Raw genomic sequence first — 26,439 nt, forward strand, 5'->3', positions numbered from 1 at the left:
CCCGGCCCGGGACTTCCGGGTTCCGGCCGGACCCCGGGGGCGGTGGGCTTCCCTCAGGCGTCGTCCCAGCGGAAGAGCCGGGCGGCCACGGCCGTCAGGACCGCCGCGAACAGCAGCAGCCCGCCCATGACGGGCAGTGCCGCACCCCAGGACTGGCCGCGGGAGACGACGTCCTGCATCGCCTCGTTCAGATACGTCAGCGGGAAGACGCCGGAGACCGTCTGGATCCAGGCCGGCGCCACGTCCAGCGGGAAGAAGGCGCCGGAGAGGAAGGCCATCGGCAGGATGACGACCTGGGCCGCCCCGTTCGCCGCCTCCTCGGTCTTCGCCCGGGCGCCGACGACCAGCCCGATGGACATGAAGGCCAGTGTGCCGCACACCACCAGCGGCACGGCCAGCCACCAGTCGCCGCTCAGCTCCAGGCCGTAGTACGGGAGGGAGGCGACGCCGAGGAAGACCGCAGTCTGGACGAGGGCCAGCGCCACGCTCACCCCGACGCGGGCCGCGATGACCGTGCCCGCGCTCACCGGGGCCAGCCGCAGCCGCCGCAGGATGCGCTTCTTGCGCCAGTTGACCAGGGTGAACGCGGACCCGAAGACCGCGCCCATCGCCACCGCCCAGCCGAGCAGGCCCGGGGTGAGGAACTGGATCGCCTTCAGCGACTCGTCCTCCACCCGGCGGGTGGTCAGCTCGTAGGCGGGCGGCTGCCCGGTCGCGGCGATGTTGGCCTGCTGGACGACCGAGTCGACCAGTGCCCGCGCGTTGCCCGCCCGGACCCGGTCGGCGGCCGAGTAGCGCAGCCGCACCTCGTCGCCCTCCTGCCAGACGACGGCGTCCACGTCGCCCGCGCGGACCTCCTCCAGTGCCTCGTCCCGGTCGTCGGACCGCCTGATCTCCAGGACCTCCGCCAGCGCCTCGCGCGCGTCGCGCGGCAGGGAGTCGAAGACCTCGACCCGGCCGACCTGGACGATCTCCGCCCGTGCCGTCGCGTCGTTCTTGAACAGCGCGCCGAACAGCACCAGGAACATCAGCGGGAAGACCAGCATGAAGAAGGCGGCCGTACGGTCCCTCAGCAGGCCGAGGGCCATGGCCTTGGACAGGCTGGTGAAGGCCTTGGCGCTCACTGGCGGTACTCCCGTCCGGTCAGCTGGAGGAAGACGTCCTCCAGGGAGGCGGCGCCCAGTTCCCCGACCAGTTCGGAGGGGGCGCCCACGCGCAGCACGCGGCCGTGGTCCATCACCGCGACCCGGTCGCACAGCGTCTCGGCCTCGTCCATGTAGTGAGTGGTGAGCACCACGGTGCGGCCCTCGTCGTTGATGGCGCGCAGCAGGTCCCACAGGTTGCGGCGGGCCTGCGGGTCGAGGCCGGTGGTCGGCTCGTCCAGGAACACCAGCTCCGGGTCGTGGACCAGCGCGCAGGCTATGGACAGCCGCTGGGCCTGGCCTCCGGAGAGCTTGTTCTCGCGGGTGCCGGCCTTCTCGGTCAGGCCGACGGTCTCCAGCATCGCGTCGGCGCGCTCGGCCGGGACGCCGTAGAGGGAGGCGAAGGTGCGGATCTGCTCGCGGGCGGTCAGCCTCTCGAAGAACGCCGAGGCCTGGAGCTGGACGCCCATGCGGCGCAGCAGCTCCGGATTGCGGGGGAAGGGGGACTCGCCGAGCAGCCGGACCGTCCCCTCGTCCGGTCTGCGCAGGCCCTCGGTCATCTCCAGGGTGGTGGTCTTGCCCGCGCCGTTCGGTCCGAGGATGCCGTAGAACTCGCCGCGTTCGACGGTGAAGGACACCCCGTCGACGGCCTGCACGTCCCCGTACCGCTTGCGCAGCCCCTCGACTGTGATCGCGGCAGTGGTCATGAGGCGGAGGCTAGTGCCGGAACATCACCTTCCGGCACCCATGGCGGTCCTGGTCGTCCCGGCCCGTGGACGAGGGCCTGTTCCGGGCTCCGGCGGCGGAGCCCGGAACAGGGCCGGATGTCGGGGGCGGGGAGGTCGGGGCCGGGTGCCCGGAACCGGGTGTCAGCCCCGGTGGAGGGTGATCGTGGTCCACGCGCCGACGTGCACCCGGTCGCCGTCCTGGAGCGGGACGGGGACGAACGGCTGGATCGGGTCCTCGGCGCCGTTGATGGTGGTGCCGTTGGTGGAGTCCTGGTCGACCACGGACCAGCTCCCGTCGGGCTGCTGCACCAGCACGGCGTGCTGGTGCGAGACCCCCGGGTCCTCCGGGGAGCGGCCCAGGTCGATGTCGGGGGACTCGCCGGTGGAGTGGCGGCGGCGGCCGATGGTGACCTGGGGGCCGCTGAGCTGGACGTGCTGCTCGGCGGTGTAGGCGGGCATGTTGAGTCCGGCCGCCTCGGGACCGCTGCGCCGCATCATCGCGGTGAAGTACTCGTGGTCGGGCCCGACCGTCACCGCCCAGCTCGCGGGCTGCTGGGGCGGCGGCCCCTGCTGGTGCTGCTGCGGCTGCTGGTGGGGCTGCTGCTGCGGAGGCTGCTGCGGGTAGCCGTAGCCGGGCTGCTGACCGTACGGGGGCTGTCCGTGCTGCGGCTGGGCGTGCGGGGGCTGCCCGTGCTGAGCGGGCTGCTGCTGTCCGCCGTGCGAGGGCGGCGGGAGCGTCCAGTCGTCACCGCCGCCTCCCTGCGGCTGCTGGGGCGGCTGCGGGGGCTGGGGGGCCGGAGGCTGCTGCGGGTAGCCGTAGCCGGGCTGCTGACCGTAGTCGGACCGGCCGTAGTCGGGCTGTCCGTGCTGCGGCTGTCCGTGTTGCGGCTGGGCGTGCGGGGGCTGCCCGTGGTGCTGGGGAGGGGCCATGGGCTGCTGAGGCTGCTGCTGCGGCGGCGCGGGCGGGGGCGGCGGGCCGGGCGGGCCCTGTGCCTGGAATCCGGGCGGCAGGTTCAGCCCGCTCATGCTGCCGCCGGGCATCTGCGACGGCGGGGCGGGCGGGGGCGGCGGGCTGTAGGCGGCGGGGGAGTGCGTGAGAAAGCTGTACCGGCACTCCTCGCAGACCGGGGACTGCCCCTCGCGGGGGGTGCGGCACTGCGGGCACGGCTCGCCCCGCATCGCGGGGTCGCCCCCGGGGCCGGGGTAGCCGTAGCCGCCCCGGCCGGGCATCGGGGGCGGCGGGACGGCGCCGGCGGGCACACCCGGAGCGGAGGCCATGCGGTGGCCGCACACCTCGCACCAGTCGTCGGCCGCCGACTGATGGCCGTTCGGGCAAGTCGGCATGTCGGTCCTTCCCCCTCCGTGCGGCTCCGTGTCGCGTCGCTCGGTCGTTCGCTTCTCCGCGCGCCCCGGCTTCCGGGCCGCGCGTCCGGTGGTCCAGTCGGCCTCGAAGGACCACCGCCGTCAGCGGAACAGTACCGGGCGCGGGGCCGGTCACGCCCACTGCCTTCTCCACCGCTTCCGGGGCGCGGCCGCCCGCCGGCACATCCGTCCACCGCCCGGAGCGGCTCGGGGAGGCGGTTGACGCGGGGGTGTTCCGGGGGAGGCGCGAAGGGCTCCGCCTACGTGTCCTTCGGTGCGCCCGGCCCCGCTCCCGCCCGGCCGGGGCCGGACGGCGCGGGGAACGGGAGCACCGCCACCGTCACGTTGTCGTGTCCGCCGCCGTCCAGCGCGTGCCCCACCAGATGCCGGGCGGAGCGCATCGGGTGGGTGCGGGCGTCGGCCGGGACGGCCGCGGCCATCTCCTCGGCGGACTCGGCGTAGTTCCACAGCCCGTCGGTGCACACCACCACCACGCCCGGCCGGTCCGGGGCGAACGAGGCGGTGTGCGGGTCGATCTCGTAGGCGTCCGCGCCCAGCCACCCGGTGATGGCGTGCGCCCGGGCGTCCGCGTACGCCTCGGCCTCCTCCATCAGGCCCGCCGCCACCATCTGGGCGGCCCAGGAGTCGTCCTCGGTGAGACGGGCGGGCGCGGTGGAGCGGTCCTCGGGGACCCAGTAGGCGCGGCTGTCGCCGATCCAGCCGACGGTGAGGAGGTCCGCGGCGACCACCGCGCCGACGATGGTGCAGGCCGGGGCGTTCTCCACCGGGTCGCGTGGCTCCGGGGCCAGGGCGTTGACGGCCTCGGAGGCGGCCACCAGGGCGTCGTGCATCGCCTGCCGGGGGTCGGCGTCGCGCGGCAGGGACCGCCGCATCGACGCGCACGCGGCCTCGGCCGCGGCGGCGGAGGCCTCGTCCGGACGGGTCGCCGACGACACCCCGTCGCAGACGACGGCGATCACGGCCGGGGAGCCGTCCGGCAGGGAGGCGGCCGAGACGGCGAAGGAGTCCTCGTTGCGGTGGTGGCGCAGCCCCCGGTCGCTGACCGCCGCCACCCCCTCCGTCTCCTCCTCCATGTGGTCGCGTTCGCGCGGCTGGGCATGGCCGCAGTGCTCGCAGCGGCTCTCGGCGTCGACGGCGCCCGTGCCGCAGGCGACGCACCGCTCCTCCCCGCCACCGGCCGCAGCGCCGCCACGGGCGCCGGCCGGGAGCGGGCTCTCGCGTGGATCCGGCGCCGACGGGCCGGTCTGCGCGGCGTCCCCGGCCTGCGCGGCGTCCCCGGTCTGCGCGGCGGGGGGCGCGGGAGGAGCGGCGGGCGCGGGCGGTGCCGACGGAGGCGGCGGCACCTGCGGGGCGGGGGGCGGCAGCAGGAAGTCCGCCCCGTCCTGTACGGCGCCCTGTACGGGGTCCTGCACGGCGGGCGGGACCGCTGGGGGCGCCGGCGGAGCGGGAGGCATGGGCGGTACCGGAGGTGCTGCCGGAGGCGGCGGGACCAGGGGCGGGGCCGATGGCTGGGAGCCGCCCGTACCGGCCGCCGGACCGGCGCCGCACGCGCCGCGGTGGAGATCACCGTCCTCCAGCGGCTCCTGGCACCGGGGGCAGAGGGAAGGGCGGTCGGGCTGCGGCATGGTCACCGGGTTCCTTCGATGATGTCCCGGCCTCCGGGCCGGGGTGGAGACGTCTCCCGTTCGCGGGAGGGAGTCGGACTTCTGCGGGCAGGACGGGGAGGGGCGAACCGTCTTCAGCGTGGTTCGCGGCCGGTTCCGGCGGCGCGTTCGGCCTCCGGGCGGTGGACGGCCCCGGAGCCGGGGGACCTGCGGGCGGACCCGGCCCGGCGGGCCGGCCGCTCGCGGAGGTCGGCGGGAAGGCGCAGCGTGGTGCGTGTCGTCTCGTCCATGGCTCCGGGTCGGGGTCGTCGCGGTGTTCCGGAAGTGGTGGGAGGACGCCGTGGTGGCACCGGAGGTGCCGCAGAGCGCGGGGTACGGCTCCTCCGCCGCCGTCGGCGCCCGGCCGCCCCCGGAAACCGGACGCTTACCCGGCCTCCGGCGCACCGCCGGGTGTCCCGGTGGTCAAGCGTTCCCGGCGCAGCACGTCCAAACCCGCCCTCCGCGGCCGCGCCGGCCGGCGCACGGCGGCCGGAGGCCCCGCGGTTCAACGCGGCCCCCCGTCCCCGAGCGCCGGTTCGCCACCGGCCGGTCCGCCGTCCGCCGGCCCGCCGGGCGGCACCAGCGCCTCCAGCGCCGCCTCCCGGTAGCGCAGCACCGCCTGCTCGGCCGCCCGCAGGTCGCACGGGGCGCTCCACAGCAGCCGCCGGGCGGCGTCGTACCGCTCCGCCAGCAGCGGATCGTCCGCCATCCCGCGCCGCGCCACCCGGGCGCGGTAGGCGTCCAGCCGGCCGCGCAGTTCCGCCCGTACCGCCAGCGGCGCGGTCACGGCGGTCAGCGAGGCGCGGGCCCGCTCCAACTCCTCGTCGGCGCGCTCCTCCAGACTCTCCAGCAGCGGCGAAAGCCGGTGCCAGCGGGCGTGCCGCCGGTGCTCGGCAGCGGTCGCGAGCTGCTCGTACAGGGCGGTCGGCGGCCCGCTCACCGCGGGCACCTCCACCGCCGCGATCTTCGCCAGCACCTCGCCGCGCGCCGTCCGGGCCTCGGCCAGGGTGCGGTCGGCCCGCGACAGCACGTCGCGCAGCCGCATCAGCCGCTGCTCGGCGTCCTGCCGCACCTGGAGCACGGCGTCGATCTCGCGCCGGACGTCCTCCAGCGCGCGGGCCGCGCGGTCGTACCGGACGGTGTCGGGGCGTCCTCCGCCGGGCGCCGAACTCCCGCCCGCCGGCACCCAGAAGGCCAGCGGGTCGGCGACCACCTCGGCACGCAGCGCGGTCAGCTCCGCGGTGGTGCGCTCCAGGTCGTCGCCCGCCGGATGCTCCCCGGGGCGCACGCCCACGGAGTGCGCCAGGGAACGGATGCGCTGGAGTTCGGCGGAGAGCATGTCTATCCGGGCGGGCAGCGCCGACCACACGGAGTCGGCGGCGGCGACGGTGTCGAGGGCCTGGGCGTACCAGCCGTTCATCCGGGCCACCAGCTCGGCCAGGGTGATCCGCTCGACGGAACCGGAACCGGAACCGTCGGCGGCGGGGACGGCGACCGCCGGGCCGCGCAGCCGCTCGGTCAGTTCGGCGAGGTCCTCCGGCGCCGGCCAGCGGCTCCTGCCGCGCAGTTCGCGCGCGGAGTCCAGCGCCGCGGTGAAGGCGTCGAAGTAGGTCCACAGCAGCGAGACGGCCTCCTCGGTCCGCGCCCACCGCTCCTTGGTGGTCCCGGTCAGCTCGGCGCCCTCCAGCAGTCTGCGTCCCGCGTGGTCCTGGAGCGCGTACAGGGAGGTCTCCACCGCCTCGTGCTCCGCGCCGAACCGCGCCAGGGCACGGTCCACCTCCTCCCGGGCCATCACCGGTCCACCCGGTTCGGCAGCCCCGTCGTCCCCCATCGGTCACCTCACCGCTCGTGTCGTCTTCGCGTCCGTGCTCGCGCCCGGCGTCCGCTCGGTCCCGGTGGGCCGGGGCCGGCCGGGAGCGCCGGGTCCGCTGCTCCCATCTTGTCGGCCGGACACCGTCCGTGTACGGCCATCCGCGGACTGCCCAGCCCACTCAGGCGATACTCCTCCGGCGTCTTGTTGACGCGGACCACCGGACCCCCGTCCCCCTCCCGCCCCCGCTTCCGTCCCCGGGGCCCGTCGCGACGCCGCGCGGCCCGGACGGTACGGCGCGAGGGCCCGGGCGCGGACCCGGGCGGGGCGGCAGGGGGGCGGCGGGGGAGGGACGACCGGCGGGTGTGCCAATGTTCGGGACCCCCTCGGCCGCCGGTGAACAGGGCCCGCGCCCCCGCGCGCCGGGAGGCGGATGAACCCGGTCAGCAGTATGACGGCCGAGAGCCGTGACGGCACCGTTCCGGCGGGATCTTGTTCGGAGCACGATCCCCCCGGACGCGCGATCCCCGGCGCGCGTGCAACCCGGGCACGCCTCAGGCGCGTGCGGTGTGCCCGGCGTAGTGGGCGCGCAGCCGGGCGTACGGGGCGGGACCGGCCCCCAGCCGGTCCAGGGCCAGCAGGGCGGCGCCGAGGACCGGGGGAGCGGTGACCACGTGAACGGTGGCCAGCGGGGCGCGTTCGGCCAGCAGGGCCAGCAGGCGGTCGTGCAGGAGCGGATGCCGGGCGGCCGCGACGCCGCCGCCCAGCACCACCGGTGCCGGGGTCCCCAGCAGGTCCAGCCGCTCCAGCGCCACCGCGGCCATCACCGCGATCTCCTCGGCCTGCCGGTGGACCAGGGAGCGGGCCACGGCGTCGCCCCCGGCGGCCACCGCGAAGAGGACGGGCACCAGCTCGTGCCTGCGTTCGCCCGGCAGGTCACCCAGGTGGAACGCCTCGATCAGCGCGTACATGCTGGGCAGCCCGAAGTGCGCGGGCAGCGCCCGGGCCAGTTCGGTGTCCCCGCCCCGGCCGTCCTCGGCGCGGGCGGCGTGCCACAGGGCCTCCTCCGCCAGCCCTCCGCCGCCGCCCCAGTCCCCGGAGAGGCGGCCGACGGCGGGGAAGCGGTGGACGCGGCCGTCGGCGGCGACGCCGGCGCAGTTCACGCCCGCACCGCACACGACGGCGACCCCGTGCCGGGGTGGTCCGTCGTCGGGCAGGCCCGCGCGCAGGAGCGCGAAGGTGTCGTTGGCCACGCGGGTGGTGCGCCCCCAGCCGAGGGCGCCGATCCGCTCCGCCAGCTCCCTTTCCTCGCGGGGCAGGTCGGCGTTGGCCAGGCAGGCCGACACGTGCTCGGCCAGGGGGACGCCCGGCCTCGCGTCCGGTTCCGCCGCGTCCAGACCCGCCGCGTCCAGACCCGCCGCGTCCAGACCCGCCGCGTCCAGGCCCGCATCCCGTGCCGCCCGGGCCACCGTCCGCGCCAGCGACGCGACGGCCGCCCCGGCCCCGACCGCCGGCGGCCGGAAGCCGCCGCCGCGCGCCGAGCCCAGCACCGTCCCGTCCGCCGAGACCAGCGCCACGTCGGTCTTGCTGTTGCCCGCGTCGACGGCCAGCGCGGCGGCGGGGGTCAGGCCCATGCGAGGTACTCCCGGTTGTGCGCGAGCAGACGGTCCGTCAGCTTCTCGGCGAGGGTGTACCGGCCGACCAGGGGGTGGGCCAGCAGCGCGGCGAAAACCCGGTCCCGGCCGCCGCGCAGGGCGGCGTCCAGCGCCAGGTGCTCGTACGCCGTCACGGCCGAGATCAGGCCGGTCTGGAGCGGGCCCAGCGGCGGTACGGGCAGCGGCTCCGCGCCCGCCGGGGAGACGGCGGCCGGGACCTCGACCACCGCGTCGTCGGGGAGGAAGGGCAGTGTGCCGTCGTTGCGGACGTTCACCACCTGCGCACCTCCGCCCGTACCGCCCGTACCGCCCGTACCGCCCGTACCGCCGCCGAGCAGGGCCGCGGCCAGGGCGACGGCCGCCTCGGAGTAGTAGGCGCCGCCGCGCTTGGCCAGCAGCTCGGGCTTGGTGTCCAGCGCCGGGTCGGCGTACATCTCCAGCAGCCCGCGTTCCATCGCGGCGACCTCCGCCGCCCGCGGGGGCCGGTCGCGCATCTCGGCCACGACCTCGTCGTGGGCGTAGAAGTAGCGCAGGTAGTACGAGGGCACGGCGCCCAGCCGGTGCAGGAGGGGCTCGGGCAGCCGCAGGTCGGCGGCGATCGCCGCGCCGTGCCGGGCCAGCAGCCCGGGCAGCGCGTCCCGCCCCCGCGGCCCGCCCAGACGCACCCCGAGCTCCCAGGTGAGGTGGTTGAGCCCGACGTGGTCGAGGTGGACCTCCCCGGGCTCCACCTCCAGCAGCGCGGCGAACTTCCGCTGGAGCCCGATCGCCACGTTGCACAGGCCCACCGCCCGGTGGCCCTCGTTCAGCAGCGCGCGGGTGACGATGCCGACCGGGTTGGTGAAGTCGATGATCCACGCATCGGGGTTGGCGCGGCGCACCCGTTCGGCGATGTCCAGGACGACGGGGACGGTGCGCAGTGCCTTGGCCAGTCCGCCCGCCCCCGTGGTCTCCTGCCCGACGCAGCCGCACTCCAGCGGCCATGTCTCGTCCCGTTCGCGGGCCGCCTGGCCGCCCACGCGGAGCTGGAGCAGCACGGCGTCTGCGTCCGCGACGGCCGCGTCCAGATCGCCGGTGGTGGTGACGGCGGCCGGGTGGCCGGCGCGGGCGAGCATACGGCGGGCGAGGCCGCCCACCAGCTCCAGCCGGTCCTCGGCGGGGTCGGCCAGGACCAGCTCGGTGACCGGGAGCGCGTCTCGCAGCCGGGCGAAGCCGTCGACGAGTTCGGGGGTATAGGTGGATCCGCCGCCCACCACTGCGAGTTTCACGGGACTGCCTCCTGGGGCTTCGGGAGCGGGGTGTCGAAGTGCCGGGGGATCGGGGCGCGGGGGGCCGGGGGAGACTCGGCGGGGCGTCAGCGGGAGGTGTCGAACACCTCGTCGCGGGTGGTGGCCAGGGCGCTCTCCAGCGCGCCGTTCAGCACGGGGTCCCCGGTGACGGCCCCGAGGACCAACCGCGGCCGGGGGGCCGCCAGTTCGGCCAGCTCCCGCTGGACCAGAGCGCGCAGCACCTCGCCGCCCGCGGCGAGCACGCCGCCGGACAGCACGATCAGCTCCGGGTCCAGAACGGCGACCAGCGCGGCCAGCCCGGTCGCGAGCCCGGTGGCGGCACGCCGCAGCAGCTCGCCGTACGGGCCGTCACCGCCGTCCTGCCCGCCGCCGTCCTGTCCGGCCTCCGGGCCGGCCCGTTCCACCGCGCGGGCGAGCAGTTCCGCCGCCGCCTCGCCGTCCCCGCCGGAGGGGGGCTCGATGCCCAGCTCGCGCGCCGTCCGCAACAACGCCTGCGCGCCGGCCAGTTCCTGGAACCCGCCCCTGTTGGCGCGGGCCACCTGCCGGACCAGCGGGGCGCCGGGGACGGGCAGGAAGCCGACCTCGCCCGCGCCGCCGGTCCAGCCGCGGTGCAACCGCCCGCCCAGCACCAGCGCGGCGCCCAGGCCCTGCTCGTTCCAGAGCAGGACGAAGTCGTCGTGGCCCCGGGCGGCGCCCAGGCGCTGCTCGGCGACGGCGGCGAGGTTGACGTCGTTGTCGTACTCCAGCGGCATCGGCAGCGCGGCGGCCAGCTCCTCCAGCAGGTCGGGGGAGTGCCAGCCGGGCAGGTGGGAGGCGTAGCGCAGCCGTCCGGTGCGCGGGTCGAAGGCGCCGGGGGTGCCGATGACGACGCGGTGCAGCGCGGACCGGGTGAGCCCGGCCGCCTCGGCGGCCCCGTCCACGGCGGCCACGACGCGCCGCACGACCGGCTCGGCGGGCTGCCGCCCGGGCGCCCCGGACGGCCCGGGCGCCCCCAAGGCCCCGGAGCGCCCCGGCGCGGGCACCTCGAAGGAGCCGACGGTGCGGCCGGTGATGTCGGCGACCGCGGCGCGGATCCGGGTGGCGGTGACGTCGAGCCCGGCCACGTGCGCCGCGGCCGGATCGAGCGAGTAGAGCTGGGCGCTCGGCCCCGGGCGGCCCCGGCTGGCGCCGGTGACCCGGACCAGGCCCGCGGCCTCCAGACGGGCCAGGAGCTGGGAGGCGGTCGGCTTGGACAGCCCGGTCAGCCTGCCGATGCGGCTGCGCGAGAGCGAGCCGTGCGCGAGCAGCAGTTCGAGGGCGGCGCGGTCGTTCATCGCGCGCAGCACCCGGGGCGTCCCCGGGGTGGTCCCGGTCATGGGCTCCCCTGCCCCTCCATGGACTGTAAGGAAGGTTTCCTGTCGTGCTGCCGGGATACTAGAGCCCGCCTCCGGCCGACGTCAACGGACGTGCCGGAGGCGGGCTCCGGTGTCGTTCGCGCCTGCCCGCCGCGCCCCGCGACCGCGCCCCGCGACCGCGCCCCCGCGGTCGTGCCCTACGGCCGGGGCCCGCCGGTGCCCCTGACCCGCCCGAGGTCCCCCGGTTCCTTCGCCAGGCCCCTCGCCGGGTCCTTCAGGGCGTCCTTCGCCGGATCCACCGCTTCCTTCACCGCGACCGGCCCCTTCCCCGGCCCCTTCGCAGGCCCCTTCTCCAGCCGGGTCCGCCCGTGCGCCGGCGCGCCCTGCTCCTCCTCCAGCCTCCGCAGGGCCGCCAGCGACTCCTCGTCCACCATCCGGATGCCCCGCGCGTCCAGCGCCCGCTTGATCCGCCAGCGCAGCTCGCGCTCCACCGGCAGCGCCTTGCCCGGCATCGTCTTGGCCGAGACGCGGATGACCATGGTGTCCAGCGTCACCGAGTTCAGGCCCAGCACCTCCACCGGCGCCCACAGGACCTCGTCCCACGGCGCGGAGGTCGACATCTCCTCGCCGGCCGAGGCGATCGCCGAACGGACCTCCTCCAGGTCCTCCTCGGAGCGGACCTCCACGTCCAGGGCGGCCGTCGCCCAGCCCTGGCTCAGGTTGCCGACCCGCTTGATCTCACCGTTGCGCACGTACCAGATCTCGCCGTCGTCGCCGCGCAGCTTGGTCACCCGCAGCCCGATCTCCAGGACGGTGCCGGTGGCCTCGCCCGCGTCGATGCGGTCGCCGACCCCGTACTGGTCCTCCAGCAGCACGAACACCCCGCTCAGCACGTCCGTGACCAGATTGCGGGCGCCGAAGCCGATCGCCACGCCCGCCACACCGGCGCTGGCCAGCAGCGGGGCCAGGTCGATGCCGAGGGTGGACAGCACGATCAGCAGCGCCGTCCCCATGATCACGAAGGTGGTGACGCTGCGCAGCACCGAGCCGATGGCCTCCGTGCGCTGGCGCCGCCGCTCGGCGTTGACCAGCAGACCGCGCAGCGCGTTGCCGCTGGCCTCGGCCTCGGCGTTGCGGTTCATCCGGGCGATCAGCCGTGTGATGGCCCGCCTGACCACCGAGCGCAGTACGACGGCGATGACCAGGATCAGGGCGATGCGCAGGCCGATGGCGAGCCAGGTCCCCCAGTTCTCCTCTATCCAGCCGGCGGCGTTCGTGGCGGTCTTGTGCGCCTCGTCTACGGAATCCACCCACAACACACTAACGGGGGACACCCCGTCGAACAGGCCGCATCACCCGGGGTAGCGGCGGCACCAGGAGGGGGAGGAACAGCGTGTGGTCGAAAACACGCTCAGCGCGTTACGCGATCGTGGTGGCGCCGCCACCGGGGCGCGGGACACACTGGGGGAGATCGTCCCGGCGCGAGCCACGCGCCGCCGACGTACAAGGAGGCACCGTGCCGCACGTCCTGGTCCTCAACGCGTCGTACGAGCCGCTCGGCGTCGTACCGCTCCGCCGCGCGCTCATACTCGTCCTCAACGGCAAGGCGATCAGCCTGGAGGACTCCGGCGCCCTCATGCACAGCGCGACCCAGGCCATACCCGCCCCCAGCGTCGTCCGTCTCAAACGCTTCGTGCGTGTGCCCTTCCGGGGCACGGTGCCGCTCACCCGCCGCGCCCTGTTCGCCCGTGACGGCGGCAGGTGCGCGTACTGCGGTGGCGTCGCGACCAGCGTCGACCACGTCGTCCCGCGCAGCCGCGGCGGGCAGCACTCCTGGGAGAACGTCGTGGCGGCCTGCCGCCGGTGCAACCACGTCAAGGCCGACCGCCACGTCTCGGAGCTGGGCTGGCGGCTGCGCCACCAGCCGGCCCCGCCGAGCGGTCTGGCCTGGCGGATCATCGGCACGGGGCACCGGGACCCGCGCTGGCTGCCGTATCTGCGCCCCTACGGCGCGGACGACGCCCTCGCCCGGATCGAAGGCAGGACGACGACACCCGCCTGAGGCCCGGGCTTCCTCCGTACGGGGCCGGTGACGGCCCCGTACCCGGTGCGCCCGCTCCTCCCGCTCCCGGCCCCGCTCCCGCTCGTCCCGGCCCCTAGTCCCGTTCCCCCTCCGGCTCCAGCACGGCGTAGGCCTCCACCGACCACAGCGAGACACCGAAGCGGGTCGCCCGCTCGTCGGCCACCACCCGCACGTAGCGGGTGCGGGCGGGCGCGTCCATCCGCACCGTCTCCCGGCCGCCCCGCCCGTCGCGGACGGTCGCGGCGGTGCTCCAGTCCCTGCCGTCGGCGGAGACCTGGACGCGGTAGCGGGAGGCGTACGCGTCCTGCCAGTGCAGCCGCACCTCGCCGATCCTGGCCGGGCGGTCCAGCTCCACCCGCAGCCACTGGCCGTCCTCCGGCGGGGAGGACCAGCGGGTCTCCGGATCGCCGTCGGTGGCCGCCGAGGCGGGGAAGTCCTCGGTCTCGTCGGCCGAGGAGGCGGTCCGCGCGCCCCGGGCCAGGTCCGGCCCGCCGGTGGGCGGATAGGCGCGCACCGTCAGCGTCCGCCGCAGGCTCTCGCCCTCGGTGGTGAGGGTGACCGGGATCCGGTACGTGCCCGGCCGCACGTCCTTCCCGGCGCTGATCTCGATCTCCGGAGTCGCCGGCACACCGCGCTGGAGCGTGACCCGGCGCGGGGCCCGCACCGTGAACCCCTCCGGCGCCCGCACGGTCAGCCGGCCGCGCACGTCGGTGGGCCGGTGGCCGGTCAGCCGGGCCTCGACGGCGGCGGGCTCGCCGCCGATGACGGCGTTGGCCTCCTCGCGGGAGAGCTCCAGCCCGGCGCCGGGCGAGTCCGAGTACCAGGGCGTCAGCTCGTGGATCACCGGCGCCTTCGAGCCGTCCTGCCAGGCCAGCCGTACGGCGTCCGCGCGCAGACCGCCGGTCTCCACCTCCGTCCAGCCCCGGTCGGAGAGCGTGCCGAGCCGCCTCCAGCCCTCGCCCGGCACATGCGCCTCGACGGCGGCGCGGGCGCCCGCGCCCGGCTCGGACTGGACGGTGACGGCCGCCAGGGAGCGTGCCCGGGGCAGCCGCAGCACCAGCTCGTCACCGCTGTCGCCGCTGCCGTCTCCGGGCCTCGGCTCCTCGGCGGCGCGGAAGGCCGTGGCGGGGTCGCCGTCGACGGCGTTCTCCGGCGGGGAGCCCGGCAGCGGCGCGGGGCCGCCGCGCACCCGTTCGCCGGAGCGCTCGGTCTTCTCCGCCCCGCCGCGCGCGCCGGACCAGTCGTCGGCGGCCTTCAGCGCCCGGTCCACGAAGGCGGGCAGCACGTCCTCGCCGACCGTCACCCCGCTCTCGCGGGCCTCCGCGCGCAGCCGCTGGAGCTCCAGCCGCGCCTTCCAGGCCCCGGCGCCGTCCCCGCGCCGCTGGGCGGCCAGCATGTCCAGCGCGTGCCGGCCGGCCCGCCCGTAGCGCGCCAGCTGCCGCACCCAGGGGCCCATCTCCTCGCTCAGGGCGCCGCCGGCGACGCCCGCCAGGTTCTCCGGGGAGTCGTGCAGGACGGCGAAGGCGTCGCGCAGCCGGTCGGACGCGGCGGCGAACTCCTCGTCGTCCTCGCCCGCGCGGGCCTTCCAGAATGCGTCCAGCAGCGGGGTGAGGTAGGCGGACTCCTCCTCGTCGAGCACCGAGGAGGAGTTGTTGGCGGCGAGGGCGTGCAGTGCCTCGCGGGCCCGCTTCCCGGACTCCCCGGATTCCCCCGGCTGCCCGGATCTCCCGGACTCCTCCGCCCCGCCGCCCGTCGCCGCCAGGTCCTCGACGGCCGCCTTCCAGGACTCCTCCGGCCGGTAGCCGCGCGGGTTCCAGGCGTAGTCGGCGACCGTGAACAGCGGCAGGCGGGAGGCCGTCGCCTGCTCCATCGCGTTGGCCAGCAGCGCGGCCGAGCGGTTGGCGACGGCCGGTTCCCGGCCGGTGTAGGGGCCGAGGAAGACGCGGTCGCCGGCGTAGTCGTTGACCGGGTAGTTGTCCATGGTGACCAGCGGGTGGCGGAAGACGGTGCGGGCCTGGGCCAGCTCGCCGCCGGTGATGGTGGCGGGCACGACCCCCACCCCCGTCCAGGCCACCTCCACGTCCGCGTCCAGCTTCTCCGCGAGCGTGTTGCGGTACTCGGTCGGGCCGTCCTGGTAGAACTCCGTCGGCAGCACCGACAGCGGCACCGCGTCGCGCCCGAAGCCGTACCGCTGCGCCAGGTGCGCCGCCACCTCGTTGGCCAGCTCCGCGTGTGCGGTGGCCGCGGCCCGGGGCCCCGTGCCGTAGCGCTCGGCGTCCGCGCCGCAGTGCCACTCGGTGTAGCTGGCGTCCTCGAAGCGGAGCTGGAACGCCCGCACCCCCAGGGCGGCCATGGCGTCGATCTTGCGCAGCAGGGCCCTGCGGTCCTCCCCGGAGGCCAGGCACATCGACTGCCCCGGCGAGACGGCCCAGCCGAGCACCACGTGGTTGCGCCGGGCGCGCTCGGCGAGTTCGCGGAACTGCGCGCGCCGCTCGGCGGGGTAGGGCTCGCGCCAGCGCGACTGGCGGAACGCGTCGTCGCCGGGGGCGTACAGATAGCGGTTCTGCTTGGTGCGGCCCATGAAGTCCAGGTGGGCCAGCCGCTCGTGGTGCGGCCAGGCCTCGCCGTAGAAGCCCTCCGTCGTGCCGCGCACGGGAGAGGCGGGCCAGTCGCGTACGACGGCCCCGGTGATCCGCGCCCCGCCCTCGCCGGTGGTCACCAGTTGCCGCAGCGTCTGCGCGGCGTGGAACAGCCCGTCCGGGCCGACACCGGCCAGCGCCACCGTGCCGCCCGGCCCGTCCACGCCGTCGGCCCGGCCGGCCGCCAGCCGGTAGCCGCCCGCGGGCAGGTCGCCGCGCTCGGGTGCGCCCAGGGCGCGCAGCGCCCGTTCGGCGGCCCTGTCGCCGGCGCGCACCACCAGCCCCCGGGCGTGCGTCTCCTCGCCCGGGCGCACGGTGCGCACCTCGCCCGCCCCGGCCGCGCGCAGGACGTCGCGGACGGTGTCGAGGGCGTACGGGTCGGCGTCCTCGTCGGCGACCAGCAGCACCTCCCGGCCGACGGGCACGGACGGACCGCGCGTGCGCAGGGACTGGGGGCGCGGCCACACACCGGGGGCGCCCTCCAGGCGGACCCGGTCGTCCGGGCCCGCGGCCTCCCGCGCGGGCTCCTCCGCGGTCCTGTCCTGGGGTGGGGCCGAGTGTGCGGCAGGTGCGCCGCCGAGCAGTCCGCCGAGGACGGCCGCGACCAGTGCCGTCGCACCGGTCCGGCGTGTGGCGCGGCCATGCGTCGCGTGGTTCACGTCTTCCTCAGGCCCCTCTCGACCCGTTTCCCGGCCCGTTGCCCCCGCCCGGTTCCCCGCTCCGGCCCGGAGCGGGGAACCGGGCGGGGGCAACGGGCCCGCCGATCGGTGACGAGCCCATCACCGCCGTGGTGAGGGTGTCAACGACAGGGGCCGAAGTGCCCGGTTTGTCGACCGGTGCGGCCGAGGCGGGACGCACCGGGAGGCGGGCCGGGGCCGGGCGCCCGGCCGTACGCGCGACCGGACGGCCGGCCCGCGGGGAGGCGGTAAATCTTGGCCGAGATGCCCGCTTTGCTCGAATGCCCTACGCTGACAGGCGCGTCACACCGCGAAATCATCGGCGGCGAGCCTGTGAGCCATATCACGTTTATGCCGCCGAAAGTGTCTGGGATCCGCCTCAGTGGGTAGGGCCCTGATGTCCGACCGACAGCAACGAACGGAGGCCTCCGTGGCCGCGTCCGCTGAACTCCTCGCATCCCTCCCCCTGTTCCCCAAACAGGGGCAGGAGCCGATCGACCTGTCCGGAGTCTCCGACCCCGACTCCGGCCTGGACGGCTCCTGCTCCTGGGACTACGCCGAGACACCGCTGACCAGCGAACCCCCGCTCGCCGACGCCGCCCCGCTCACCAGTGAGCCGCCGCTGGCCGCCGAACTCCCGCTGACCAGCGAACCGGCCGGGGTGGGATACGGAACGGATTCCGCGGAGATCTAGGCCCCGGAGAGCCCAGAGAGAGCGGAGGGAGTTCCCATGAGCCGACTGGCGCGACTGGCCGCGGCGCACGGAGTCTGCACCTCCTACGACCCGGCCCCGGGCCGTACGGTCCGGGTGCCCGACGACACGATCGTCGAAGTGCTCGCCGCACTGGGCGTCGACGCCTCCACTCCGGACGCCGTACGCGACGCCCTGGCGCGCCACGCGCGCGAGGAGACGGCCCGGCTGCTGCCACCCACCGTCGTCGTACGCGCGGCCTCCCGCGGCGACGCCTCCCGCCCCGCCGTGTCCCAGCCCGCCGTCCGCGGCGGCGTCCCCCCGCTCCCCGACGGCACCGCGCTGAGGGTCGAGACGGAGGACGGCCGCACCCTGGACTGGGGGACGGATCCGGACGCCGACGGTGAGCGGCTCCCCCTGGGCTGCCACACCCTCCACGCCGAGGCCCCCGACGGCCGCACCGCGAGCGCCGCCCTGATCGTCGCCCCGGACCGCTTCCCGGCCGTCCGCGGCCGCTCCTTCGGCCTGCTCGTCCAGCTCTACTCGCTGCTGTCCTCGCGCTCGTGGGGCATGGGCGACCTCGCCGACCTCGCCGACCTCGCCGCCTGGTCCGGGCGCGCGACCGGAGCCGACTTCATCCAGCTCAACCCCCTGCACTCGGCCGTGCCCGCCGCCGACGGCGAGAGGGTCGACCCCTCCCCCTACCGGCCCTCCTCGCGGCGCTTCGCCGACCCGGTGCACCTGCGGATCGAGGAGATCCCCGAGTACGCCTACCTGCGCGGCGAGGCCCGCGCGAAGGCGGACGAGCTGCTGGCCCAGGCCGCCGAACTGCGCGAGGCCACCCTCGCCAAGGACGGGATGATCGACCGCGACGCGGTGTGGTCGCTCAAGCGCCGCGCCCTGGAACTGGTGCGCACCGTCCCCCTCGGCCCCGGCCGCCACGTCGCGTACTGCGACTTCCTCGCCGAGCAGGGCCAGGACCTGGAGGACCACGCCGTCTGGTGCGCCCTCGCCGAGGTCCACGGCCCGGACTGGCGCTCCTGGCCCGCCGGCCTGGACGACCCCCGCTCGGCCGCCACGGCCCGCGCCCGCGGCGAACTGCTGGACCGGGTGGACTTCCACACCTGGCTGGCCTGGCTCACCGACGCCCAGCTCGCCCGCGCCCAGCGCACCGCCCGCGACGCGGGCATGTCCATCGGCCTGGTGCACGACATGGCCCTGGGCGTCCACCCCTCCGGAGCGGAGGCCTGGGCGCTCAAGGACTTCCTGGCCACCGGCATGTCCATCGGCGCCCCGCCGGACGCCTTCAGCCCCCACGGCCAGGACTGGGGCCTGCCGCCCTGGAACCCGGGCGCGCTGGCCGCCTCCGGCTACGCCCCCTACCGCACGCTGCTGCGCGGGCTGCTGAGGCACACCGGCGGCCTGCGCATCGACCATGTGATGGGCCTGTTCCGGCTGTGGTGGATCCCCGAGGGCCGCCCGCCCACGGAGGGCGCCTACGTGCGCTACGACGCCGAGGCCATGCTCGGAGTGCTCGCCCTGGAGGCGTACCGCGCCGGATCGGTCGTCGTCGGAGAGGACCTGGGCACCGTCGAGCCGGGCGTGCGCGGGGAGCTGGCCGGGCGCGGCGTGCTGGGCACCTCCGTGCTGTGGTTCGAGCGCGACTACGACCACATCCGCACCCCCAGCCACGAGACCCCCCAGCCGCTGGAACCGCAGGACTGGCGCGCCGACTGCCTGGCCACCGCCACCACCCACGACCTTCCCAGCACCGCCGCCCGGCTCAGCGGCGACCACGTACGGCTGCGCGACGGCCTGGGGCTGCTGGCGGGTCCGCTCGCCGAGGAGCAGACCCGGGACGCCATGGAGACCGCCGAGTGGATCTCCCACCTGACCCGTCTGGACCTGCTGCCGGAGGGGCCGGGCGAGGAGGAGAGCGAGATCAGGGGCCTGTACCGCTTCCTGGCCCGCACCCCCGCGAAGATGGTCGGCGTCTGGCTGCCCGACGGCGTCGGGGACCGGCGCCCGCAGAACGTGCCGGGCACCTGGGACCAGTACCCCAACTGGCGGCTGCCCGTCGCCGACGGCGACGGCAGGCCCGTCACCCTGGAGGAGCTGGTCACCTCCCCCCGGATGCGCGATCTGCTGGAGACGGTGTACGAGGAGCTGCACGGGCCGCGCGAGTGCCGCATACCGGCACCCGGGCAGCACGGAGGGCAGCACGAGGAGAGCCACGCGGAACCCGAAGACCACCCTGGACGCGTGACCTCCGGAGAGGTTCGCTAGCGTTGACTCCGTGGACAACAAGGTCAAGGTCAACGAGAACGTCAGGAGCGCCGGCACCGCCGTGCGCGCCGGATTCGTCACCGCCCTCACCGCGCTGACGTTGCTGGTCGCCTCCCCCTCCGCCCTCGCCCTCTACCGCGACGACGGCGACGACCCGGGCACCGGCCTGAGCGTGGCCGAGACCCTCGGCCTGTACGTCGTGGCGCCCATCGCCCTGTTCGCGATCATCACCGCGCTGGTGATGGTCGGCGACAAGTCCTCGCGCCCGAGCGGCCAGATCGGCGGCCGGCAGGAGCCCAACCAGGGCTGACCCCGGCCCGTCGCCACCCGGCGTATCGCGGAGGGGCTCCGGTCACCGGACCGGCCTCCCACCGGCCTGCCCGGTGACCGGCCGTACGCGCTGATCACCGCGCTCCGCACGGCGCTGCTGCCGTCACCGCCGCCGCCTCCGGTCCGGAACCGGCCGCGACCGCGCCGTAAGGCGCGGTGACGCGCGGGCCCGGCGCGGGCTGTCAGAGCACGTTGTCCTTGACCGCCGTCACGAAGGCGGACCAGCCGGCGTTTGGGAAGACCAGTGCGGGCCCCTCGGGGGCCTTGCTGTCGCGGACGGGTATGACGCCGGGGAAGCCGTCGGCGACCTCGACGCACGCTCCGCCGTCGCCGTTGCTGTGGGACGACTTGCGCCAAGCGGTCGTGCTCAAGTCGTGGTCGATGCTCATGGTGTCGTGTAGTCCTTCGCCAAGGATTCGATCAGGGCCAGGGACGCCTTCGGGGACAGCGCGGCGGCCCTGATCAGATCGTAGGCTCGGTGGTACTGGGCCACCAGCCTCGGCTCCTCGATGAGTTGACCCGTGTATGCACTCTCGGTGTAGGCCACCGGCGGTGCGTCCGAGAAGGACATCTGAATCACCGTGCTGCTCAGGAAGGCGGAGGCCCCGGCCTCGAAGGGCAGTACCTGGATCACGACACGGTGGTGGTTGCGGCCGAGTTCCAGGAGGTGTCGGCACTGTTCGCGCATGACGGCAGGGCCGCCGACTGGGATGCGCAATGCCGCCTCATGGATAACGGCCCACAGCTCCGGGACTGTTGACCGTTCCAGCAGGCGCCTCCGGTCCATACGGGTCACGACGATGTCGTCCACGTCTTCCGGCGGCGCGAACAACTGCGCTGCGCGGGTCAGGTCCCGTGTATAGCCCTCGGTCTGGAGCAGTCCCGGCAGCACCATGGGCGCGTACTCGCTGATGGTCGCCGCCATCTGCTCCAGTTCCGCCGCGTCGGCGAAGTAGTCCGGGTACTTGTTCTCCCGGGCCAGCCGGCACAGGCGTTGCAGGTGCTCACCGCTGCCGAGGATCTCGTCGAACAGCCTGGAGGTGTCCGGCTGCGGGCGGCGCACCGCCGTCTCGAACTGGCCGACGTAGGTGCCCGAGCAGAAGGCGCGCTCGCCGAGCTGGGACTGGGTGAGCCCGGCCGCCTCGCGCAGGCGGCGCAGCTCCGCGCCGTAGAAGGTCTTGGGCGAGGCGTACGGGTCGAGTTGCCTGGGCTCGGTCATGGCGGGCTCCCCCTGTCACGGAACGGGTATGAGAGTTTGGACTTCTGTTCCACGCAAGCACACAGAGTGACCGGAACGGTGTGTTCAGCGAAGGATTCCCCCGAAGGGGTGCCAGGCCCCCACGGCCTTGCCCAACAGTGGAAGTGCGGGCCGGAACCGGCCGTATGCGCGGCCTTCGCCGGTGAAGGGCGGGGCGGGGAGAGCGCCGGACGTGCTTCCAAGTGGGACCGGGGGCGTTTCGTGAAGCCGCCGTCGGCGTCGGCGCAGGCCGGCGGGGGATGTGGTGGGGGCCGAAGTCGGGGGCGCTGTCCGGCAGTTCACTTGGTCCAAACCCTTGACCGAGGACGGTCCGCCGCTAAGGTCTAGACCTGAGCACCTCAGGTCTAGACCTTAGGTCAGCCTCTGTCCTCGTCCCACGGCGCTGTCCGTGTGAGGGCACGGTGCGTGGACGGCGACACCTCGCGCGGCATCCGGTGTGTCCACGCTCCCGCGCCGCCCGGCGGGGCGGTGCGACCGGCACGGCGTGCGCGCCGTACCCCACCCGGTCGCACCGGGCCCCCGGGCGGCGGCCTCGACGACACCGAAGAAAGTGGAATGGCATGAACACGAAGAAGCGAGTGGCCCTTGCGCTCGGCGCGATGGTCGCCCCCCTGCTCGCCGTCAGCCTTCCGGCGGGTACGGCCAACGCCCACGGCTGGGTGACCGATCCCGGCAGCCGCCAGGACCAGTGCGCCAAGGGCGTCGTCAGCTGCGGCCAGATCTCGTACGAACCGCAGAGCGTCGAGGGACCGAAGGGGCTCAAGAGCTGCAGCGGCGGCAACAGGCAGTTCGCCGAGCTCGACGACGACAGCAAGGCATGGCGGGTCACGCCGGTCGGCTCCTCCCACACCTTCACCTGGAGCCTGACGGCGCGCCACGCCACCGACACCTGGCAGTACTTCATCGGCGACCGGAAGATCGCCGAGTTCGACGGCAGGCGTGCGCAGCCGCCCGCGCAGGTCAGCCACCAGCTCAACTTCGGCGGCCTCACCGGCCGCCAGAAGATCCTCGCGGTGTGGAACGTGGCGGACACCGCCAACGCCTTCTACGCCTGCATCGACGTCAACATCGGCGGCACGGGCGGCGGCGACGGCGGCGGTGACGGGGGCGGCGACGGGGAGCCGGGCGCCTGCGCCTCGCCGAACTGGGGCGCCAGGAACGTGTACACCGGCGGCAGCACCGTCACCCACGGCGGACACACCTGGCGCGCCAAGTGGTGGACGCAGGGCGAGGAGCCCGGCACCACCGGCGAGTGGGGCGTCTGGGAGGACCTCGGAGCCTGCGCGACCGCCTGATCCGGTGGCCGTGTGACCGCGTGATCTCGCGGCCGTGCGACCACGGCCGGGCCGGCGCGCGCCTGTGGGCGCGCGCCGGCCTCCGTTTCCCGCCGTGTGTGCGCCGCGTACGCCTTCAGCCGATGACGCGGCCGGGGTCGCGCAGCCAGATCTCCTGGCGGCCGTCGCGGGTGACCGTCAGGCCGAACTCGCCCTGGTGCGGGCGGCCTTCGGCCTCGTACGCGCGCCAGGCGGCCTCCACCCGGTCCCACAGGGAGGCGGGGCCGTACTGCCAGACCTCGAACGGGCCGCCGCCGTCCCCGACCGCGGTGGCGGCCGAACCGTCGCGGCCGGTCAGCCAGACGCGGCGGGCGCCGCCGTCCTCGTCGGCGTACGTCATGGTGACGTCCGGCAGCCGGGCGAACGCCCATGCGCAGAAGCCGGGTTCGGTGATCCGGGCCGGGTCCGGGCCGGTGGCGGAGCGGCGGCCGGTGGCGGAGTCCACCGGCAGGGAGGGCAGCCGGTCGGCGCGCAGCGGCATGAACCACGCCCGGCCGGAGAACCTCCCCCGCGCGAGGCCGCCGTCCTGGACGGTCAGGGACACCAGCCCCCCGGACCACACGTCCCGGTGCAGGGGCACGACGATCCGCCCCCCGGGCACGGTCTGCGCCACCCACGCCCCCGGTACGCGCAGCACCGAGCACGTCGCCAGCACCCGGTCGTACGGCGCGCCGCGCGCCCACCCGGCCGCGCCGTCGCCCCACACCACCCGGGGCGCGCGTCCGGCCGAGGCCAGCGCCTGCCGCGCCCGTTCTGCCAGGGACGGGTCCACCTCGACGGTCACCACCCGGGCGTCGCCGAGGCGGTGGACGAGCAGGGCGGCGTTCCAGCCGGTGCCCGTGCCGATCTCCAGCACGCGCTCGCCACCGCAGCCCACCTCCAGCTCCGCGAGCATCCGCGCGACGAGCGACGGCATGGAGCTGGAGGAGGTGGCCTCGCCGGGGCCGCCGGCCGCTCCGTCGTCGAGCTGGGTGACCACCGGCTCGTCGGCGTAGGCGAGTTCCCACCACGTCCCGGGCTCCCCGGCGCGGTGGACGGGGACGTATCCGCCCGCGCCGTACCGCCAGATCCGCTCCGGCAGGAAGCGGTGGCGCGGCACCGCTTCGAAGGACGGCCGCCAGTCGGGGGTGAGGGCGCCGGAGGCCGAGAGGCCGTCCAGCAGACGCCTGTGGCGCCCCTGCCACCGCTGCGCCGTGCCCGCCGCCGTACCCGTCACCGCGCTCACCGCCGCTCGGGCTCGGTGGGGCCGCCGTCGGGGGAGGGCGGCCGGGGCGGCGGGTTCCACGGCCTGATCGGCGCCGGTTTCCCCGCGTGCTTGCTCCTCGTGCCGTCTGCCATGCGCGGTCCTTCCGTTCGTCGTGGGTGCGTGACGGAGGGAGACGCTAGGGGTCACCCAGCGTGCCGGGAAGGCGACTGCGGTCAGCGGTCCGGGAGTTGGGTGACGGCTTCCCCGGGCCTGTCCCGACGCCTTCCACCTGCGGGTTCGTGAGGTGTGCAGCACCGCTGCAGAGCCGGTTCCCCTATCGGGCGGCCAACGCGGCACGTCACGATGTGCGGTTGACCGGACGCGATCGGCGACACGGCGCACGGAAGGCACCGCGCCCGTGCACGGCCCCCGCCGTCCCGCCCGCCGGTGCGGGGCGAGCGGACGTGAGACGGAAGCGGCCGGGCCCGCCACCGCCCGGAGAGGGGCGGTGGCGGGCCCGGCGGGGGGAACCCGGATCACCCGTCGCGGACGGTCGGCGGCGGGCGGACGCGCTCAGCGGCGCTTCCGGCCCTCCTTCCACTGCTCCCACTTGGCGTCCTTCAGCGCGGACCGCAGGGCGTAGAAGGCGGGCTTGCGCTCGAAGTCCTCGGTCATGACCGTCGCCGAGCCCTCGCCCTGGAAGAACACCGGCACCCAGGAGTACTTGTCGGTGAAGCCCCAGATGGTGAAGGAGTTGCACTCCTCGACCGCCAGGCACGCCTCCAGCACCCGCTGGTACCAGTCGGCCTGCTGCTTCTGCTGCTCGGCGGTGGGCACGCCGCTGGCCGGCAGGTCCATGCGGACGTCCAGCTCGGTGACGGCCGTCTCCAGGCCGAGGTCGTCGAACCGCTGCAGGTTCTGCTGGAGGTCGCCCGGGAAGCCGTAGCGCATGCTCAGGTGCGCCTGCACGGAGAAGCCGTGCACGGGCACGCCCTGCGCGAGCAGCTCCTGGCTGAGCTCGTAGTAGGCGTCGCTCTTGGCGTTGTCGCTCTCCACGTTGTAGTCGTTGAAGAACAGCCTCGCCTCCGGGTCGGCCTCGTGGGCCCAGCGGAAGGCGTCGGCGATGATCTCCGGCCCGAGCTCGCGGATCCAGATGTTGTCCCGGGTGCGCAGGTTGCCCTGGTCGTCGAAGATCTCGTTGGCCACGTCCCACTGCTGGATCTTGCCGGCGTAGCGGCCGACGACGGTGGTGATGTGCTCGCGCAGGATCTCGCGCAGCTCCTCCTTGGAGAAGTCGCCCTGCTCCAGCCACTCGGGGTTCTGGCTGTGCCACAGGAGCGTGTGGCCGCGCACGACCTGCCGGTGGCGCTCGGCGAACTCGACGATGGCGTCGGCCGCACCGAAGTTGTAGGTGTCCCGCTCGGGGTGGATGAACTCCCACTTCATCTGGTTCTCGGGGGAGACCGAGTTGAACTGCTGCCCCAGGATCTTCCGGTACTTCCGGTCGTGGGTGAACGGGTCCGGGTAGTCCTGCTCGAGATGGTGGCCGCCGCCCGCCACGGCGGTGCCCACGTAGAACCCCTCGGGAGCGGCCTCGCGAAGCCGGTCGAACTTGGCGTTGGAGTGGGGCGCGGCCTGCTGGTCGGCGGGCGGGGCGGCCGTGGCCGAGGTCACCACCAGGGGCAGGGACAGTGCGGCCGCGGTGAGTGCGGCGGTGGCGATGCGGACGGGTCTCATCGGAGGGCTCCCATTTTCGGTCGACCTTTTCAAAGTTTCCGGAAAGTTTCCGGACGCTTGGTTCAGGGACGCTAAGGGCCGTTCGGTCGGGGCGTCAATACCCGTGCACCGCCGTGTTGGCCGCCGCCGCCCTGCGCACCCGTGCGCCGGGTGGGACGGAAGGGGGACGGACGCGGGGGGAGGGGGAAGCACGGGAGCGCGTGGCGCGTGGCAGACTCGGCGCATGATCGTCGAACGCGCGTACGCACACGTGGAGTCGTACGACGACGGGGAATGGCCCTGGTCCCTCCCCTGCGTGCAGGCGCTCCTGGCGGACGGGCTGCGCTTCACCGCGCCGGTGACGTTCCTGGTGGGCGAGAACGGTTCGGGGAAGTCCACACTGGTCGAGGCCCTGGCGGAGGGCTTCGGCCTGGACCCCTGGGGCGGTTCGCACGACTGGCGCTACGCGAGCCCGCGCGCCAAGTCGGAGCTGGGGGAGCGGATCCGGTTCGACGCGGCGCCGCGCGGGCGGCGCATGCTCGGAAACTGGTCCGCCCGCACCGGGTTCTTCCTGCGGGCGGAGACGGCGCTGGACGCGCTGGAACGGGAGGGGTTCGCCCCGGACTCGGTCAGCCACGGCGAGGGCTTCCTCGCCGCGTTCCGGGGGAAGTTCCTGAGGCCCGGGCTGTATGTGATGGACGAGCCGGAGGCGGCCCTGTCGTTCGGGTCCTGCCTGGAACTGATCGGCCACATCGACCGGTTGGCGAGGAGCGGCGGCCAGGTCGTCTGCGCCACCCACTCACCGCTGCTGACCGCACTGCCGGGTGCGGACGTCGTCGAGGTCGGCGAGCACGGCCTGCGCCGGACGGCCTGGGGCGAACTCGCCCTGGTCGACCACTGGCGCCGCTACCTGGCCGACCCCGGGGCCTATCTGCGGCACGTCCTGGACTGAGGGCCGCTCCCCGGGGGCGCCCGTGGAGGCTCTCCGCGGCGGGCCGGCACGCCCGGCGGGCGGCCGTGCCTAGTGGGCGACCATCCCGTGCTCCGGCCAGGTGCCGGAGGCGTGGTGGGTGCGGGCGATCCTGCGGACCGTGGCGAGGAAGCCGAAGGTCTCCCCGCCGTCGTCCGGTTCGGCCCCGTAGGTCGCCTTGTCCAGGGTCATGGCCCGGTCCATCTCCTCGGGGTGCCCGCCGAACGCGTAGCGCACGGTGGAGGCGTCCTCGGAGAGCTTGCGGTAGTAGACGAGTATCGCCATCAG

General features: G+C 75.1%; 22 protein-coding genes. 6 read left to right on the forward strand and 16 right to left on the reverse strand.

Annotation, left to right across the window (positions count from 1 at the left end):
* Positions 1-53: 53 nt before the first annotated feature.
* From QPK52_RS17995 to QPK52_RS18040, 10 genes are all read right to left on the reverse strand, one after another.
* Positions 54-1,124 (reverse strand): ABC transporter permease, encoded by a 1,071-nt coding sequence (locus QPK52_RS17995; protein ID WP_410538504.1) that lies wholly within the window; start codon positions 1,122-1,124, stop codon positions 54-56.
* Positions 1,121-1,849 (reverse strand): ABC transporter ATP-binding protein, encoded by a 729-nt coding sequence (locus tag QPK52_RS18000; RefSeq protein ID WP_410538505.1) that lies wholly within the window; start codon positions 1,847-1,849, stop codon positions 1,121-1,123. The genes QPK52_RS17995 and QPK52_RS18000 overlap by 4 nt, the downstream gene beginning before the upstream one ends.
* 162 nt (positions 1,850-2,011) lie before the next feature.
* On the reverse strand, positions 2,012-3,214 hold the full coding sequence (locus QPK52_RS18005; RefSeq protein ID WP_410538506.1) for an FHA domain-containing protein: 1,203 nt from the start codon (positions 3,212-3,214) through the stop codon (positions 2,012-2,014).
* Positions 3,215-3,492: 278 nt separating this feature from the next.
* A complete protein-coding gene (locus QPK52_RS18010; protein ID WP_410538507.1) occupies positions 3,493-4,878 on the reverse strand; it encodes a PP2C family protein-serine/threonine phosphatase in 1,386 nt (461 codons plus the stop codon).
* 113 nt (positions 4,879-4,991) lie between these two features.
* Complete coding sequence (locus tag QPK52_RS18015; RefSeq protein WP_410538508.1) at positions 4,992-5,147, reverse strand: hypothetical protein; 156 nt, start codon at positions 5,145-5,147, stop codon at positions 4,992-4,994.
* Between the two features lie 254 nt (positions 5,148-5,401).
* Positions 5,402-6,727 carry a hypothetical protein gene (locus QPK52_RS18020; RefSeq protein ID WP_410538509.1) on the reverse strand — a complete coding sequence of 442 codons (1,326 nt, stop codon included), beginning with the start codon at positions 6,725-6,727 and terminating at the stop codon, positions 5,402-5,404.
* A gap of 533 nt (positions 6,728-7,260) precedes the next feature.
* Complete coding sequence (locus QPK52_RS18025) at positions 7,261-8,340, reverse strand: N-acetylglucosamine kinase (RefSeq protein ID WP_410538510.1); 1,080 nt, start codon at positions 8,338-8,340, stop codon at positions 7,261-7,263.
* Positions 8,331-9,626 (reverse strand): 6-phospho-beta-glucosidase, encoded by a 1,296-nt coding sequence (locus QPK52_RS18030; RefSeq protein ID WP_410538511.1) that lies wholly within the window; start codon positions 9,624-9,626, stop codon positions 8,331-8,333. The genes QPK52_RS18025 and QPK52_RS18030 overlap by 10 nt, the downstream gene beginning before the upstream one ends.
* An 86-nt stretch (positions 9,627-9,712) precedes the next feature.
* Positions 9,713-11,002, reverse strand: a complete 1,290-nt coding sequence (locus tag QPK52_RS18035) for an ROK family protein (RefSeq protein ID WP_410538512.1) — start codon at positions 11,000-11,002, stop codon at positions 9,713-9,715.
* A gap of 176 nt (positions 11,003-11,178) precedes the next feature.
* Positions 11,179-12,315, reverse strand: a complete 1,137-nt coding sequence (locus tag QPK52_RS18040) for a mechanosensitive ion channel family protein (RefSeq protein WP_410538513.1) — start codon at positions 12,313-12,315, stop codon at positions 11,179-11,181.
* Between the two features lie 182 nt (positions 12,316-12,497).
* On the opposite strand from QPK52_RS18040, the gene QPK52_RS18045 reads away from it, so the two are divergent.
* Complete coding sequence (locus tag QPK52_RS18045) at positions 12,498-13,043, forward strand: HNH endonuclease (protein WP_093654387.1); 546 nt, start codon at positions 12,498-12,500, stop codon at positions 13,041-13,043.
* A 94-nt stretch (positions 13,044-13,137) separates the two neighbouring features.
* Here the strand turns inward: QPK52_RS18045 and QPK52_RS18050 are convergent, their stop codons facing one another.
* Entirely contained in the window at positions 13,138-16,362 is a 3,225-nt protein-coding gene (locus tag QPK52_RS18050; RefSeq protein WP_410538514.1) for a beta-N-acetylglucosaminidase domain-containing protein, read from the reverse strand.
* A 448-nt stretch (positions 16,363-16,810) separates the two neighbouring features.
* Here QPK52_RS18050 and QPK52_RS18055 point away from each other — a divergent pair, with 448 nt between their 5' ends.
* The 3 genes from QPK52_RS18055 to QPK52_RS18065 are packed head-to-tail and all read left to right on the forward strand — an operon-like array spanning position 16,811 to position 19,667.
* Positions 16,811-17,074 carry a hypothetical protein gene (locus tag QPK52_RS18055; protein WP_410538515.1) on the forward strand — a complete coding sequence of 88 codons (264 nt, stop codon included), beginning with the start codon at positions 16,811-16,813 and terminating at the stop codon, positions 17,072-17,074.
* Positions 17,075-17,110: 36 nt separating this feature from the next.
* The gene (gene malQ / locus QPK52_RS18060; protein ID WP_410538516.1) at positions 17,111-19,357 is read left to right on the forward strand and encodes a 4-alpha-glucanotransferase; all 2,247 of its coding nucleotides are present in this window, start codon (positions 17,111-17,113) and stop codon (positions 19,355-19,357) included.
* 10 nt (positions 19,358-19,367) lie between these two features.
* Positions 19,368-19,667 (forward strand): hypothetical protein, encoded by a 300-nt coding sequence (locus tag QPK52_RS18065; protein WP_410538517.1) that lies wholly within the window; start codon positions 19,368-19,370, stop codon positions 19,665-19,667.
* A gap of 202 nt (positions 19,668-19,869) precedes the next feature.
* Here QPK52_RS18065 and QPK52_RS18070 read toward each other — a convergent pair whose 3' ends face one another.
* Positions 19,870-20,076, reverse strand: coding sequence for a DUF397 domain-containing protein (locus QPK52_RS18070; protein WP_410538518.1), 207 nt, complete (start codon positions 20,074-20,076; stop codon positions 19,870-19,872).
* Positions 20,073-20,906, reverse strand: coding sequence for a helix-turn-helix domain-containing protein (locus QPK52_RS18075; RefSeq protein ID WP_410538519.1), 834 nt, complete (start codon positions 20,904-20,906; stop codon positions 20,073-20,075). Before QPK52_RS18075 ends, QPK52_RS18070 begins: the two co-directional genes overlap by 4 nt.
* A gap of 599 nt (positions 20,907-21,505) precedes the next feature.
* On the opposite strand from QPK52_RS18075, the gene QPK52_RS18080 reads away from it, so the two are divergent.
* Positions 21,506-22,240: a lytic polysaccharide monooxygenase gene (locus QPK52_RS18080; protein WP_410538520.1), complete on the forward strand. Its 735-nt coding sequence runs from the start codon at positions 21,506-21,508 to the stop codon at positions 22,238-22,240.
* 115 nt (positions 22,241-22,355) lie between these two features.
* On the opposite strand, the gene QPK52_RS18085 is transcribed toward QPK52_RS18080, so the two are convergent.
* On the reverse strand, positions 22,356-23,495 hold the full coding sequence (locus tag QPK52_RS18085) for a methyltransferase domain-containing protein (protein WP_410538521.1): 1,140 nt from the start codon (positions 23,493-23,495) through the stop codon (positions 22,356-22,358).
* A gap of 543 nt (positions 23,496-24,038) precedes the next feature.
* Positions 24,039-25,202 (reverse strand): endo-1,4-beta-xylanase, encoded by a 1,164-nt coding sequence (locus QPK52_RS18090; protein ID WP_410538522.1) that lies wholly within the window; start codon positions 25,200-25,202, stop codon positions 24,039-24,041.
* A 223-nt stretch (positions 25,203-25,425) separates the two neighbouring features.
* Here QPK52_RS18090 and QPK52_RS18095 point away from each other — a divergent pair, with 223 nt between their 5' ends.
* Positions 25,426-26,133, forward strand: coding sequence for an AAA family ATPase (locus tag QPK52_RS18095; protein WP_410538523.1), 708 nt, complete (start codon positions 25,426-25,428; stop codon positions 26,131-26,133).
* A gap of 69 nt (positions 26,134-26,202) precedes the next feature.
* Here QPK52_RS18095 and QPK52_RS18100 read toward each other — a convergent pair whose 3' ends face one another.
* Positions 26,203-26,436, reverse strand: coding sequence for a hypothetical protein (locus tag QPK52_RS18100; protein ID WP_410538524.1), 234 nt, complete (start codon positions 26,434-26,436; stop codon positions 26,203-26,205).
* Positions 26,437-26,439 lie beyond the last annotated feature (3 nt).

Origin of the sequence: Streptomyces sp. KL2, from assembly GCF_046529545.1 — a bacterium.
GTDB classification, from domain to species: Bacteria; Actinomycetota; Actinomycetes; order Streptomycetales; family Streptomycetaceae; genus Streptomyces; species Streptomyces radiopugnans.

What these genes read in the sequence shown, in the direction of transcription:
- QPK52_RS18070 (WP_410538518.1), bottom strand. Translation starts at nt 20,076, where the DNA reads ATGAGCATCGACCACGACTTGAGCACGACCGCTTGGCGCAAGTCGTCC.
- QPK52_RS18025 (WP_410538510.1), bottom strand. Translation starts at nt 8,340, where the DNA reads ATGGGCCTGACCCCCGCCGCCGCGCTGGCCGTCGACGCGGGCAACAGC.
- QPK52_RS18095 (WP_410538523.1), top strand. Translation starts at nt 25,426, where the DNA reads ATGATCGTCGAACGCGCGTACGCACACGTGGAGTCGTACGACGACGGG.
- malQ (WP_410538516.1), top strand. Translation starts at nt 17,111, where the DNA reads ATGAGCCGACTGGCGCGACTGGCCGCGGCGCACGGAGTCTGCACCTCC.
- QPK52_RS18000 (WP_410538505.1), bottom strand. Translation starts at nt 1,849, where the DNA reads ATGACCACTGCCGCGATCACAGTCGAGGGGCTGCGCAAGCGGTACGGG.
- QPK52_RS18015 (WP_410538508.1), bottom strand. Translation starts at nt 5,147, where the DNA reads ATGGACGAGACGACACGCACCACGCTGCGCCTTCCCGCCGACCTCCGC.
- QPK52_RS18035 (WP_410538512.1), bottom strand. Translation starts at nt 11,002, where the DNA reads ATGACCGGGACCACCCCGGGGACGCCCCGGGTGCTGCGCGCGATGAAC.
- QPK52_RS18010 (WP_410538507.1), bottom strand. Translation starts at nt 4,878, where the DNA reads ATGCCGCAGCCCGACCGCCCTTCCCTCTGCCCCCGGTGCCAGGAGCCG.
- QPK52_RS18090 (WP_410538522.1), bottom strand. Translation starts at nt 25,202, where the DNA reads ATGAGACCCGTCCGCATCGCCACCGCCGCACTCACCGCGGCCGCACTG.
- QPK52_RS18100 (WP_410538524.1), bottom strand. Translation starts at nt 26,436, where the DNA reads ATGGCGATACTCGTCTACTACCGCAAGCTCTCCGAGGACGCCTCCACC.
- QPK52_RS18005 (WP_410538506.1), bottom strand. Translation starts at nt 3,214, where the DNA reads ATGCCGACTTGCCCGAACGGCCATCAGTCGGCGGCCGACGACTGGTGC.
- QPK52_RS18075 (WP_410538519.1), bottom strand. Translation starts at nt 20,906, where the DNA reads ATGACCGAGCCCAGGCAACTCGACCCGTACGCCTCGCCCAAGACCTTC.
- QPK52_RS18080 (WP_410538520.1), top strand. Translation starts at nt 21,506, where the DNA reads ATGAACACGAAGAAGCGAGTGGCCCTTGCGCTCGGCGCGATGGTCGCC.
- QPK52_RS18020 (WP_410538509.1), bottom strand. Translation starts at nt 6,727, where the DNA reads ATGGGGGACGACGGGGCTGCCGAACCGGGTGGACCGGTGATGGCCCGG.